This window comes from Streptomyces sp. NPDC051018 (assembly GCF_044456085.1).
Lineage (GTDB): Bacteria > Actinomycetota > Actinomycetes > Streptomycetales > Streptomycetaceae > Streptomyces.
Window position 1 is genome coordinate 839,325 of the sequence record NZ_JBITFN010000001.1, and the last position, 12,849, is coordinate 852,173.

A 12,849-nucleotide genomic window follows, 5' to 3' on the forward strand; every position below is an offset into this window, starting at 1 on the left:
ATCTCCTACTGGTCGTATACCGGGGTCAGCGTGCGGCGGCTTCCAGAGATTCCCGCGCGGCGGCGGCGACGGCTTCCGCGGTGAAGCCGAACTCGCGGAAGAGCACCTTGCCGTCGGCCGAGGCACCGAAGTGCTCCAGCGACACGATCCGGCCCGCGTCACCGACGTAGCGGTGCCAGGTGAGCCCGATCCCGGCCTCGACCGCCACCCGGGCCTTCACGGCCGGCGGCAGCACCGAGTCGCGGTACTCCCGGTCCTGCTCCTCGAACCACTCCACCGACGGCATGGAGACCACCCGCGCCGGCACACCGGCGGCCTGGAGCTGCTCCCGCGCGCCGACGGCGAGCTGCACCTCGGAACCGGTTCCGATCAGCACGACCTGGGGCTCGGCGGGCTGCCCGTCGGCTCCCTCGGCCTCGAAGAGGACATAGCCGCCACGGGCCGCGTCCTCGTTGCGCTCGTAGGTCGGCACACCCTGGCGGGTCAGCGCCAGACCGTGCGGAGCGCCCACACCGAACTTCTTGGTGTAGCGCCTGAAGATCTCGCGCCAGGCGATCACGGTCTCGTTGGCGTCCGCCGGGCGCACGATGTTCAGACCCGGGATGGCCCGCAGCGACGCCAGGTGCTCCACCGGCTGGTGGGTCGGACCGTCCTCGCCGAGACCGATCGAGTCGTGCGTCCAGACGTACGTCACCGGGAGGTGCATCAGCGCCGAGAGCCGCACCGCGTTGCGCATGTAGTCGGAGAACACCAGGAACGTGCCGCCGTAGACACGGGTGTTGCCGTGCAGGGCGATGCCGTTCATCTCCGCCGCCATCGCGTGCTCGCGGATGCCGTAGTGGATCGTGCGGCCGTACGGGTCGGCCTCCGGCAGCGGGTTGTCCGCCGGCAGGAAGGAGGACGTCTTGTCGATCGTGGTGTTGTTCGAGCCCGCGAGGTCGGCGGAGCCGCCCCACAGCTCGGGGACGACCGCGCCCAGGGCCTGGAGGATCTTGCCCGAGGCCGCACGGGTGGCGACGCCCTTGCCGGTCTCGAAGTCCGGCAGCGCGTCCTCCCAGCCCGCCGGCAGCTCACCCGCGCGGATCCGGTCGAACTCCGCGGCGCGCCGGGGGTCGGCCGTACGCCAGGCGGCGAACGCCTTCTCCCACTCGCCGCGCGCCTCACGGCCGCGGTCCAGGGCCTCACGGGTGTGGGCGATGACCTCGCCGGAGACCTCGAAGTGCTTCTCCGGGTCGAAGCCCATGACCCGCTTGGTGGCCGCGACCTCCTCCTCGCCGAGCGCCGAGCCGTGGGCGGCCTCGGTGTTCTGCGCGTGGGGGGCGGGCCAGGCGATGATCGAGCGGGCCGCGATGAAGGACGGGCGCCCGGTCTCGGCCTGTGCCGCCTTCAGCGCCGCGTACAGCGCGGCCGGGTCGAGGTCGCCGTTCTCCTTGGGCTCGACCCGCTGGACGTGCCAGCCGTACGCCTCGTACCGCTTGACGGTGTCCTCGGAGACGGCCGTCTCCGTGTCGCCCTCGATGGAGATGTGGTTGTCGTCCCACAGCAGGACCAGATTGCCCAGCTTCTGGTGCCCGGCGAGCGAGGACGCCTCGGCGGCGATGCCCTCCTGGAGGCAGCCGTCACCGGCGATGGCCCAGATGGTGTGGTCGAACGGGGAGGTGCCCGGGGCGGCGTCCGGGTCGAACAGCCCCCGCTCGTAGCGGGCGGCCATCGCCATGCCGACCGCGTTGGCGACGCCCTGGCCCAGCGGCCCGGTCGTGGTCTCGACCCCGGGGGTGTGCCCGTACTCCGGGTGACCGGGGGTCTTGGAGCCCCAGGTGCGGAACGCCTTGAGATCGTCCAGCTCCAGGCCGTACCCGGCCAGGTACAGCTGGATGTACAGCGTCAGCGAAGAGTGCCCCGCGGACAGGACGAACCGGTCGCGGCCGGTCCAGTCCGGGTCGGCGGGATCGTGCCGCATGAGCTTCTGGAACAGCACATACGCGGCGGGCGCGAGGCTCATGGCCGTACCGGGGTGGCCGTTGCCGACCTTCTGTACGGAATCCATGGCCAGGACGCGGACGGTATCGACGGCCCGCTGGTCCAGATCGGTCCACTCGAGGTCTGTTGTGGTCGGCTTGGTGCTCACCCTGGGTCAGGGCTCCTCTCCACATATCGCCATATGTCATATCCCGGTGACGACGGAAGCACCGGGTGTTGTCGAGCCTACCCTTGGCACAACGCACGGAATTTTCGAGCGCTGTCCCTTTGGCTCCCTTGATTTGGATACGTGTGGGTTCGCTCCATGCGGGCATCCGGTGCGCGGATGCCCGCACGGCGGCCGTCGCATGGCGCCGTACGCACGCCCCTGTGCGTCCCCTTGTGCGACGGTGTACGGCCTTCCCGCGCCGGCGTCATACCGACGCCCGACGCCGGTGTGCCGTACGCGCCGCCACACTCCGGACACAGCCAGGGTCCCGCCAACGGCGGCGATCCGCCTCCCGGGGAGCCCCCCCACCTGGGCCTCGCCGCGCGGTCGCGCCCGTGCCCCAACACGACGCCACCCCCGTGCGGAGCGAGAGATGGGCAGCCTCTACAGTGGCGTGGTACGCGCAAGTCTTTACCGGGCCTTCATCTGTGCTGTCATGCGCCCGGGGCTTGCTGGGAGTCTCTGTCAGGGGTGTGCGTGACGGCCGTCGAATCCCGTCCGGTGGGTGGGGGTACCTCCCAGGCTCCTCGGGCCGTGGGGGAACTCGGGACGAGCCCCGGCAACCGGTCGTTCGGTGCCCGCGTCAAGGCGTTCGTGGCCCTGACCAAGCCCCGGATCATCGAGCTGCTGCTCATCACCACAGTGCCGGTGATGTTCCTCGCCGCGCAAGGGGTGCCCGATCTGACGCTGGTGCTCGTCACCTGTATCGGCGGCTATCTCTCCGCGGGCGGGGCCAACGCGCTCAACATGTACATCGACCGGGACATCGACGCGCTGATGGACCGGACGTCCCAGCGCCCGCTGGTCACCGGCATGGTCTCGCCGCGTGAGGGCCTGGTCTTCGGACTGGCCCTCACGGTCGTCTCCACGCTCTGGTTCGGGCTGCTCGTCAACTGGCTCTCCGCCTGGCTCTCGCTCGGCGCGCTCCTCTTCTACGTCGTCGTCTACACGATGATCCTGAAGCGGCGCACCGCGCAGAACATCGTCTGGGGCGGTATCGCGGGCTGTATGCCCGTACTGATCGGCTGGTCCGCCGTCACCGACTCGATGTCGTGGGCCGCGGTCGTGCTCTTCCTCGTCATCTTCTTCTGGACGCCGCCGCACTACTGGCCGCTGTCGATGAAGGTGAAGGAGGACTACGCGCGCGTCGGCGTCCCGATGCTCCCGGTCATCGCCTCCAACAAGGTGGTGGCCCGGCAGATCGTCGTCTACAGCTGGGTGATGGTCGGCGTCTCACTGCTGCTCACCCCGCTCGGCTACACCGGCTGGTTCTACACGGCGGTCGCCCTGGCGACGGGCGGCTGGTGGCTCTGGGAGGCGCACGCCCTCCAGAACCGCGCCAAGGCGGGGCTCAAGGGCGGCAAGCTCAAGGAGATGCGGCTCTTCCACTGGTCCATCACCTATGTCTCCCTGCTGTTCGTCGCCGTCGCGGTGGATCCCTTCCTCCGTTAGCGCCTCCGCCGGTGGCCGCAGCGCCTCCGCCAGTGGCCGACGCCACGATCGTCCGCCATGGCCGGCGCCGAGTACCCGTACGTACCATCGTGACCATGGCAGACACCAAGCGCACCGCCCGTACGACCGCCCGGCTCACCCGGGAGATCACCGCCTTCTCCAAGGCCCACGGAGGGGCCGAGGGGCAGCTCGCGTACCTCGGGCAGATGGGCACCCGGATCGTGCTCGTAGGCGACGACGGCGCCTGGGGCGATCTCGTCGCCCCCACCCACGAGATCGCCGCCGCCGCGGCCGAGAAGGCCGGACTCGCCCTCCACGAGTCCTTCGACGGCGACCTCGCCGCCAAGGTGCGCACCGGGCCGTACGAGTGGAGCCGTATGGCGGGCATCCAGCTCGGGGGCCCGTCCAACGGCTGAGCGGGCGGGGCAACCTCACCGGGGTGTCACCCGTTAGGACTGTGGAAGCACACGAGTCCACGACCGGGAGCCCGGATGATCGACACCCCGTCCCCCCTCGTGGACCAGTACTGCCACGGAGTGCTCCGTACGGAGCTGGGGCTCGGCACCTTCGAGGCCCGGCTCGGGCGCGCGGACGGGCCGCCCGCGCCCGGTACGACGTTCTTCGACACCCAGACCGGTTTCGCCGTACGCCGCTGGTGTCCGCCGCTGCTCGGTCTGGAACCGCACTGCCCGCCCGCCCGCTATCTGGCCCGGCGGCGTGAGCTGGGGGTGCTGGAGGCGGGCAGACGGCTGCTGCGGGGCAGCGGGATCTCCACCTATCTCATGGACACCGGGCTGCCCGGGGATCTCACCGGACCGTCCGAACTCGCCGCCTCGGCCGACGCGGAGGCGTATGAGATCGTCCGTCTCGAACTCCTCGCCGAACAGGTCGCCGACACCTCCGGGACCGTGGAGGGCTTTCTGGCCAATCTGGCCGAGTCCGTCCACGGAGCCGCCGCCTCCGCCGTGGCCTTCACCTCCGTCGCCGCGGTACGCCGGGGTGTCGCCCTCGCTCCCGGGCCGCCGGGCCCCGGGGAGGTCAGGCGGGCCGCCGGACGCTGGCTCGCCGGGCGGCCGGTCGGCGGTGCGCTCGCCGACCCGGTCCTCGTCCGCCATCTGCTGTGGGTCGCGGTGGCCTCCGGACGGCCCCTCCAGCTCCATACCGGTGGCGGCGATCCGATGCTGCTCGCGGACTTCGCCGGGGCCACCGCGGGGCTCGGCACCGATCTGGTGCTGCTGCACGGGTATCCGTACCACCGGCAGGCCGCCCATCTGGCGAGCGTCTTCCCGCATGTGTACGCCGATTCCGGCCCCGCCCTCGCGCATACGGGTGCCCGGGCCGCGGCCGTGCTCGCCGAGATCCTGGAACTCGTGCCCTTCGGCAAGCTGCTGTTCTCCAGCGGCGCCCACGGGCTGCCCGAGCTGCATGTGGTGGGTGCCCAGGTTTTCCGTGAGGCTCTGGCGCGGGTGCTGGGCGGCTGGGTCCGCGACGGCGCCTGGTCCCGTACGGACGCGGAGCGGGTCGCGAGGATGATCGCGGCGGGCAACGCCTGCCGGGTCTACGGCCTCCCGGTGTCCGGGACGGCGGGGAACGGACGGCGGGGGCCCGCCTGGCCGGCAGGTACACCGTTCCGGCCGGGAGGTACTCCGTTCGCGGTCTCCGGGAGCCCGGGCCACGGCTGAGAGAGGGGCCGCCGGGTGCGGTACCCGGCACCTCGGGTATCCGGAACCTCGTCCCCTCCGGGCCCGGAGGGAGATCGCTCTTTCAGACCCGGGTCAGCGCGGGGTCGGCGCGATCCGGGAGTTCCGGTGCGGCCGCCGGGCGCTCGCGCATGCTCAGGGCCAGCCGGACCACGGCGATCCACATCAGCGCGGAACCGAGCATATGGGCGCCGACCAGGATCTCCGGGACCCCGGTGAAGTACTGGAGATACCCGATGCCGCCCTGGAGCAGCAGGACGACCAGCAGATCCCGGGCGCGGGCCCGGGTGTCGTCCGGGGCGTCCACCACCCGCAGGACGAACCACATCGCGACCCCCAGCGCACAGACCACCCACGCGGAGATCGCGTGGATCTGGGCCGCGGCGACCCAGTCCCACGGCATCCGCGGAACATCGCTGCTGTCGCCCGCGTGCTTGCCGGATCCGGTCACCGCCGTGCCCAGCGTGATGACCAGACCGGCGACGATCACGATCGCCCAGGAGAGCCTGCGGACCGGACGCGGTACCCGGGGGCGCGGGGCGCCGTCGCCCTCGCCCGCCCGGTGCCAGGTGAGCACGGCGACGGTGAGCAGCGCGTTGGCGGCGAGGAAGTGCCCCGCCACGGTCCACGGGTTGAGCCCCGCCCATACGGTGATCCCGCCGAGGACCGCGTTGCTCGCCACGATCCAGAACTGGGCCCAGCCGAGCCGGGTCAGCGAGCGCCGCAGCGGCTTGGTGGAGCGCGCGGCGATGATGGTCCAGCCGACGGCCGCCGACAGGACGTACGTCAGCATCCGGTTGCCGAACTCGATCGCCCCGTGGAGCCCTTGCTCGGGGGTGGCGAAGAGGCTGTCGTCCGTGCACTTGGGCCAGGTGTCGCAGCCGAGGCCGGAGCCGGTCAGCCGGACCGCGCCTCCCGTGACGATGATGATCACGGTCATCACGACGGCCGAGAGGGCGGCGCGCCGGAGAGTTCCCGGGGCGGGCGTCCAGCGCTGGGCGATAAGGGCGAGCGGAGTTTGCACGGGCACAATCGTAGGCCGGGCCTTGTGCATGATTTCACGAGGGGGGTGTGACATCGGGCGCTCCTTCGGGATCGCGGTCCCGTACGAGCGCGGGTCCGGCGCTGAGGTGCCGAGCCGCACCGCCCGGCGCACTCCCGGCGGAAGACCCCGCTCACTCCCAGCGGAAGAAGCGGGCCGCCGCGCCCAGCCCCAGGACCGCCCAGACGGCGAGGATGCCCAGCTCGCCCCACGGCAGCGAGGACCCGTGCTGGAGCACGTCGCGCAGCCCCTCCGAGAGCGCGGAGATCGGCAGCAGGGCGAGCGCTTGCCCGACGCCGTCGGGGAAGCGGTCCAGGGGCACGATCACCCCGCCGCCGACCAGCAGCAGCAGAAACACCAGATTGGCGGCGGCGAGCGTCGCCTCGGCGCGAAGCGTTCCGGCCATCAGCAGTCCGAGCCCGCTGAAGGCCGCGGTCCCGAGGACGAGCAGCAGCAGGACGGAGAACGGGTCACCCTGCGGCGACCAGCCCAGCGCGAACGCGATGGCGGTCAGCAAGGCCACCTGGAGGATCTCGGTGACCAGGACGGAGAGCGACTTGGCGGACATCAGAGCCCAGCGGGGGAGCGGTGAGGCGCCGAGCCGCTTGAGCACCCCGTACCGCCGCTCGAAGCCCGTGGCGATCGCCTGCCCGGTGAACGCGGTGGACATCACGGCCAGCGCGAGCACCCCCGGGGCCAGGAAGTCGACGGCCTCGCCCGGACCGGTGTCGATGATGTCGACGGCCGAGAACAGGACGAGGAGGAGCGAGGGGATGACGACGGTCAGCAGCAGCTGTTCGCCGTTGCGCAGCAGCATCCTCGTCTCGAACGCGGTCTGCGCGGCGATCATGCGGCCCAGGGGGGCGGCGCCCGGCCGGGGCGCGTAGGTTCCGGCACTCATCCGCGCAGCTCCTTGCCGGTCAGCTCCAGGAAGACGTCCTCAAGGGTGTGGCGTTCGACCGAGATACCGTCCGGCATCACTCCGTGCTGTGCGCACCAGGAGGTCACCGTCGCCAGCAGCTGGGGGCCGACCTCGCCCGATATCCGGTACGTCCCCGGGGTCAGCTCGGCCGCCTCCGTACCGTCGGGCAGCGCCTTGAGGAGCGAGCCGACGTCGAGTCCGGGCCGTCCGAGGAAGCGGAGGGTGTTCTCCGCGCCGCCGCGGCAGAGCTGCTCGGGGCTGCCCTGGGCGATGATCCGGCCGGCGTCGAGGATCGCGACATCGTCCGCGAGTTCCTCGGCCTCGTCCATGAAGTGGGTGGTCAGGACGGTCGAGACTCCGTCCGCGCGCAGTTCGCGGACCAGCTCCCAGGTGGAGCGGCGGGCCTGGGGGTCGAGGCCCGCGGTGGGCTCGTCCAGGAAGACCAGTTCGGGGCGGCCCACGACCGCCAGCGCGAGCGCGAGCCGCTGCTGCTGGCCGCCGGAGAGCCGCCGGTAGGGCGTACGGCCGCAGCCGCCCAGGCCCAGGCGCTCGATCAGCGCGTCCACGTCCAGCGGATGGGCGTGCAGCCTGGCGGTATGGCGCAGCATCTCGTCGGCGCGGGCGCCGGAGTGGATTCCGCCGGACTGGAGCATCACCCCGACGCGGGGGCGCAGCCGGGAGGCGTCGGCGACGGGATCGAGCCCGAGAACGCGTACGGTGCCCGCGTCGGCACGGCGGTACCCCTCGCAGATCTCGATGGTGGTGGTCTTGCCCGCTCCATTGGGGCCGAGCACGGCGGTGACCAGGCCCTGGGGTACCCGGAGGTCGAGGCCGTCCACGGCCGTCCTGGATCCGTACCGCTTGACCAGGCCCTGGATCCGGACGGCGGACTCGCTAAGCATGCCGGGAAGTCTAGGCGGGCCCCGCCGGGCCCCGGGGCGCGGGCCCTGTGACCCCCGTGACACCGGGTGCGAGAACGGCCGGAACTGACGCCTGAGGCGTTCTTCCCCGGCCCGTGTCGTCTCGTTCACGGTGCCGGAGTCCCTCCGACACCCCCCAAGCCTGGAGAGTCCGTGGCCGGACGTCCGTCCGGACGGCGGCCCGCACGCGCCGCCCTCACCACCGCGGTCCTGGCGTTCTCACCCGTCGTCGGAGCCGCCCCGGCCCACGGGTTACCGGCCCCGCCGGGCCCTGAGGCCGCCCCGGCGTCCGGGCCCGCCTCCCTGCCGGTGATGCCGGCCGGTGCCTTCGCGCTCACACGGTTCACACGGGGGCGACACGCCGGCGGACTGCCGGCCGGGGTTCGCCGAGCCGGACTCCAAGGGGCCCGGTGACCGGGTCTTCGGTGTGACGGCCCCGGGGCGTCAGGCCGTGCCCGATCCGGATCTCACCCTGGAGGCGGGCACCCGGGCGGCCCACGACCGCGCCTTCACACCGAGGCCACCGGTGAGGGCCGGCCCGACCTGCGGTTTCCGGCGAGATACGGCAAACCTCCGGTCAATTCGGCCAGGGTCGCCGAGCGCCCCGGTCTCCGCGGCTGAACCCGGCGGAAAGCCAGGTCAGGGCCTGTGCGGTCACCCTCGGACGGACCCCGTTCTTAGGTAACCCTAAGTGATGAAGCGCACCGGATGGCGCATCGGACGGCAGTTGTCACGCCCGGAGGAATTACGCAACAATGGCGTTGTGAAAAACGTCGGCGAGGCTCCCCAGGAGGAACTCGCGGCCGGGACGCGGTTCGAGCAGAAGTGGGACCACTCGACGCGCGACCGGGTCGCGCGCTCCATCCTGGACCACGGCCCGTCCACCGTGGCCGACCTCGCGGCCCGTCTCGGCCTCACCCAGGCGGCGGTCCGCCGCCATCTGGACACGCTCGTCTCCGACCGGGTCGTCGAGGCCCGTGAGAAGCGGGTCTACGGGGCACGCACCCGCGGCAGGCCCGCCAAGGTGTTCGCCCTGACCGACTGCGGCCGGGACGCTTTCGACCAGTCGTACGACACGCTCGCCGCCGACGCGCTCCGCTGGATCGAGCGCACCGCGGGCGGCGGTGCGGCGGGGGACGCGGCCGTGGCCGCCTTCGCCCGCGACCGTATGGAGACCCAGGCCGAGCCCTACCGCAGGGCCGTCGACGCGGCCGCTCCCGAGGAGCGCACGGAGGCGCTGGCCAAGGCCCTCAGCGCCGACGGGTACGCTGCTACCGCGCGGAGCGCCCCCGCCCCCCAGCGGGGTGAGCAGCTCTGTCAGCACCACTGCCCGGTCGCTCATGTCGCCGAGCAGTATCCCCAGCTGTGCGAGGCGGAGACCGAGGTCTTCTCCCGTCTGCTCGGGACCCATGTACAGCGTCTGGCCACCATCGCCCACGGCGACGGGGTGTGCACGACGTTCATCCCCCGAAACGACAGCACTCCGGGCGCCACGGCCCGGCACGACGGGCCCGCGCGCGGCCCGGCGCCGGCACCGCCGGCGCACGGCACCACACAGACCACCACACCGACAGCATCAGCGAGCACGGCCGGGAGGAACCCCGCATGACTCTCCCCACGGAGACCGCCCACCCCGAACTGGAGGGGCTGGGTACGTACGAATTCGGCTGGGCCGACTCCGACGCGGCAGGCGCCGCGGCCAAGCGCGGACTCTCCGAGGATGTCGTCCGCGACATCTCGGCGAAGAAGAACGAGCCGGACTGGATGCTGAAGCTGCGGCTGAAGGGCCTGCGGCTGTTCGACAGGAAGCCCATGCCGAGCTGGGGCTCCGACCTCTCCGGCATCGACTTCGACAACATCAAGTACTTCGTGCGCTCCACGGAGAAGCAGGCGGCCTCCTGGGAGGACCTGCCCGAGGACATCAAGAACACCTACGACAAGCTCGGCATCCCGGAGGCGGAGAAGCAGCGCCTCGTCGCCGGTGTCGCCGCGCAGTACGAGTCCGAGGTCGTCTACCACCAGATCCGTGAGGACCTGGAGGAGCAGGGCGTCATCTTCCTGGACACCGACACCGCGCTCAAGGAGCACCCGGAGCTGTTCCAGGAGTACTTCGGCACGGTCATCCCGGTCGGCGACAACAAGTTCGCCTCGCTGAACACCGCGGTGTGGTCCGGCGGATCGTTCATCTATGTGCCCAAGGGCGTCCATGTCGACATCCCGCTCCAGGCGTACTTCCGTATCAACACGGAGAACATGGGCCAGTTCGAGCGGACGCTGATCATCGTCGACGAGGACGCCTACGTCCACTACGTCGAGGGCTGCACCGCCCCGATCTACTCCTCGGACTCCCTGCACAGCGCCGTCGTCGAGATCATCGTCAAGAAGGGCGGCCGCTGCCGCTACACGACGATCCAGAACTGGTCGAACAACGTCTACAACCTGGTCACCAAGCGCGCGGTGGCCTATGAGGGCGCGACCATGGAGTGGGTCGACGGCAACATCGGCTCCAAGGTCACCATGAAGTACCCGGCCGTCTACCTGATGGGCGAGCACGCCAAGGGCGAGACCCTGTCGATCGCCTTCGCGGGCGAGGGCCAGCACCAGGACGCGGGCGCCAAGATGGTCCACATGGCCCCCAACACCTCCTCGAACATCGTCTCCAAGTCGGTGGCGCGGGGCGGCGGCCGGACCTCCTACCGCGGTCTGATCGAGATCGGCGAGGGCGCGCCGGGCGCGAAGTCCAATGTGCTCTGCGACGCGCTGCTGGTCGACACGGTCTCCCGCTCGGACACCTACCCCTATGTCGACGTCCGCGAGGACGATGTCTCCATGGGCCATGAGGCGACCGTCTCCAAGGTCTCCGAGGACCAGCTGTTCTACCTGATGAGCCGCGGTATGACCGAGTTCGAGGCCATGGCGATGATCGTGCGCGGCTTCGTCGAGCCGATCGCCAAGGAACTGCCGATGGAGTACGCCCTGGAGCTCAACCGGCTGATCGAGCTGCAGATGGAGGGCTCGGTCGGCTGACGGCCGGCCTTCCACCGGGGCGGGCACGACGGGTGCCCGCCCCGGCAGCGACCGACTTTTGTGAACCAGAGGCAGAGAGAGAGCACGACGACAGCCATGGCTGAGGCTCAGAACATTCCGGCGGGCTCCACCACCGCCGGCGCGATCGCGGTGGCCGCCGAGTCGACCGTCGCCACTCGTATGAGTGCGCCCCCGTCGTACGACGTGGCGGACTTCCCGGTGCCCCACGGCCGCGAGGAGGAGTGGCGCTTCACCCCGCTCCAGCGGCTCGCCGGTCTCCACGACGGCACCGCGGTCGCGAGCGGCGGCGTCAAGGTCGCCGTCGACGCCCCCGAGGGCGTCACCGTCGAGACCGTCGGCCGTGACGACACCCGGCTCGGCCGGGCAGGCGTCCCCGTGGACCGCGTCGCCGCGCAGGCGTACTCCTCCTTCGAGCAGGCGTCGGTCGTCACCGTGCCCAAGGAGGCCGTCCTCACCGAGCCGATCCGTATCGCCGTGCACGGCGAGGGCGGGGTCGCCTACGGCCACCAGCTCGTCGAGCTGGGCGCGTTCGCAGAGGCCGTCGTGGTCATCGACCACACCGGTGACGCCGTGCTCGCCGCCAATGTCGAATTCGTCCTCGGCGACGGCGCCAGGCTGACCGTGGTCTCCGTCCAGGACTGGGACGACAAGGCCGTCCACGTCGCCCAGCACAACGCGCTGGTCGGCCGGGACGCCTCCTTCAAGTCCGTCGTCGTCACCTTCGGCGGCGATCTCGTACGGCTGCACCCCCGTGTCTCCTACGCGGCGACCGGCGGCGAGGCCGAGCTGTTCGGCCTCTACTTCACGGACCGGGGCCAGCACCAGGAGCACCGTCTGCTCGTCGACCACAACGCGCCCCACAACAAGTCCAACGCCGTCTACAAGGGCGCGCTCCAGGGCGAGGACGCGCACGCGGTCTGGATCGGCGATGTGCTGATCCGCGCCGCCGCCGAGGGCACCGACACCTATGAGATGAACCGGAACCTCGTCCTCACCGACGGCGCCCGGGTCGACTCCGTGCCGAACCTGGAGATCGAGACCGGTGAGATCGTCGGCGCCGGCCACGCCTCCGCCACCGGCCGCTTCGACGACGAACAGCTCTTCTATCTGATGGCCCGGGGTATCCCGGAGCAGGAGGCCCGCCGGCTCGTCGTGCGCGGCTTCTTCGCCGAGCTGGTCCAGCAGATCGGTCTCCCGGACGTCGAGGAGCGCCTGATCGCCAAGATCGAGGAAGAGCTGGAGGCGGCGGTCGCATGAGTTTCGTCCGCGCCTGTGCGCTGAGCGAGCTGGAGGACGACACCCCCCGGCGGGTGGAGCTCGACGGCACGCCGGTCTCGGTCGTCCGTACCGAGGGCGAGGTCTTCGCGATCCACGACATCTGCTCGCACGCGAACGTCTCGCTCTCCGAGGGCGAGGTGGAGGACTGCCAGATCGAGTGCTGGCTGCACGGCTCCAGCTTCGACCTCCGCACCGGCAAGCCGTCCGGACTGCCCGCGACGCGCCCCGTCCCCGTATACCCCGTAAAGATCGAAGGGGACGATGTGCTCGTCTCCCTCACCCAGGAGTCCTGAGCTACC

General features: G+C 71.1%; 11 protein-coding genes. 7 read left to right on the forward strand and 4 right to left on the reverse strand.

From position 1 onward, the window contains the following. Positions 1-25: 25 nt before the first annotated feature. Entirely contained in the window at positions 26-2,128 is a 2,103-nt protein-coding gene (gene tkt / locus ACIBCM_RS03405) for a transketolase (RefSeq protein ID WP_399239604.1), read from the reverse strand. Positions 2,129-2,665: 537 nt separating this feature from the next. Here tkt and ACIBCM_RS03410 point away from each other — a divergent pair. From ACIBCM_RS03410 to ACIBCM_RS03420, 3 genes are all read left to right on the forward strand, one after another. Continuing rightward, a complete protein-coding gene (locus ACIBCM_RS03410) occupies positions 2,666-3,640 on the forward strand; it encodes a heme o synthase (protein ID WP_399239606.1) in 975 nt (324 codons plus the stop codon). A gap of 95 nt (positions 3,641-3,735) precedes the next feature. Further along, a complete protein-coding gene (locus ACIBCM_RS03415) occupies positions 3,736-4,056 on the forward strand; it encodes a hypothetical protein (RefSeq protein ID WP_399239608.1) in 321 nt (106 codons plus the stop codon). Positions 4,057-4,131: 75 nt separating this feature from the next. After that, the gene (locus ACIBCM_RS03420; RefSeq protein ID WP_399239610.1) at positions 4,132-5,322 is read left to right on the forward strand and encodes an amidohydrolase family protein; all 1,191 of its coding nucleotides are present in this window, start codon (positions 4,132-4,134) and stop codon (positions 5,320-5,322) included. Positions 5,323-5,404: 82 nt separating this feature from the next. Here ACIBCM_RS03420 and ACIBCM_RS03425 read toward each other — a convergent pair whose 3' ends face one another. From ACIBCM_RS03425 to ACIBCM_RS03435, 3 genes are all read right to left on the reverse strand, one after another. Beyond that, positions 5,405-6,394: a heme A synthase gene (locus ACIBCM_RS03425; protein WP_399239847.1), complete on the reverse strand. Its 990-nt coding sequence runs from the start codon at positions 6,392-6,394 to the stop codon at positions 5,405-5,407. Positions 6,395-6,515: 121 nt separating this feature from the next. Further along, a complete protein-coding gene (locus ACIBCM_RS03430) occupies positions 6,516-7,283 on the reverse strand; it encodes an ABC transporter permease (RefSeq protein ID WP_399239612.1) in 768 nt (255 codons plus the stop codon). Continuing rightward, entirely contained in the window at positions 7,280-8,206 is a 927-nt protein-coding gene (locus ACIBCM_RS03435; RefSeq protein WP_399239615.1) for an ABC transporter ATP-binding protein, read from the reverse strand. Before ACIBCM_RS03435 ends, ACIBCM_RS03430 begins: the two co-directional genes overlap by 4 nt. Positions 8,207-8,987: 781 nt before the next feature. Between ACIBCM_RS03435 and ACIBCM_RS03440 the strand changes: the two genes are divergently transcribed. The 4 genes from ACIBCM_RS03440 (at position 8,988) to ACIBCM_RS03455 (ending at position 12,843) form a co-directional block, all read left to right on the forward strand. Next, positions 8,988-9,833, forward strand: a complete 846-nt coding sequence (locus tag ACIBCM_RS03440) for a helix-turn-helix transcriptional regulator (protein ID WP_399239617.1) — start codon at positions 8,988-8,990, stop codon at positions 9,831-9,833. Next, positions 9,830-11,251, forward strand: a complete 1,422-nt coding sequence (sufB, locus tag ACIBCM_RS03445; RefSeq protein ID WP_399239619.1) for a Fe-S cluster assembly protein SufB — start codon at positions 9,830-9,832, stop codon at positions 11,249-11,251. Before ACIBCM_RS03440 ends, sufB begins: the two co-directional genes overlap by 4 nt. Before the next feature lie 96 nt (positions 11,252-11,347). After that, a complete protein-coding gene (gene sufD / locus ACIBCM_RS03450; protein WP_399239621.1) occupies positions 11,348-12,529 on the forward strand; it encodes a Fe-S cluster assembly protein SufD in 1,182 nt (393 codons plus the stop codon). Then, complete coding sequence (locus ACIBCM_RS03455) at positions 12,526-12,843, forward strand: non-heme iron oxygenase ferredoxin subunit (RefSeq protein ID WP_389268501.1); 318 nt, start codon at positions 12,526-12,528, stop codon at positions 12,841-12,843. The genes sufD and ACIBCM_RS03455 overlap by 4 nt, the downstream gene beginning before the upstream one ends. Positions 12,844-12,849 lie beyond the last annotated feature (6 nt).

Excerpts from the sequence above, each read along its gene's own strand:
- ACIBCM_RS03415 (WP_399239608.1), top strand. The coding sequence starts at position 3,736 with ATGGCAGACACCAAGCGCACCGCCCGTACGACCGCCCGGCTCACCCGG.
- ACIBCM_RS03420 (WP_399239610.1), top strand. The coding sequence starts at position 4,132 with ATGATCGACACCCCGTCCCCCCTCGTGGACCAGTACTGCCACGGAGTG.
- ACIBCM_RS03425 (WP_399239847.1), bottom strand. The coding sequence starts at position 6,394 with ATGCACAAGGCCCGGCCTACGATTGTGCCCGTGCAAACTCCGCTCGCC.
- ACIBCM_RS03430 (WP_399239612.1), bottom strand. The coding sequence starts at position 7,283 with ATGAGTGCCGGAACCTACGCGCCCCGGCCGGGCGCCGCCCCCCTGGGC.
- ACIBCM_RS03435 (WP_399239615.1), bottom strand. The coding sequence starts at position 8,206 with ATGCTTAGCGAGTCCGCCGTCCGGATCCAGGGCCTGGTCAAGCGGTAC.
- sufB (WP_399239619.1), top strand. The coding sequence starts at position 9,830 with ATGACTCTCCCCACGGAGACCGCCCACCCCGAACTGGAGGGGCTGGGT.
- sufD (WP_399239621.1), top strand. The coding sequence starts at position 11,348 with ATGGCTGAGGCTCAGAACATTCCGGCGGGCTCCACCACCGCCGGCGCG.
- ACIBCM_RS03455 (WP_389268501.1), top strand. The coding sequence starts at position 12,526 with ATGAGTTTCGTCCGCGCCTGTGCGCTGAGCGAGCTGGAGGACGACACC.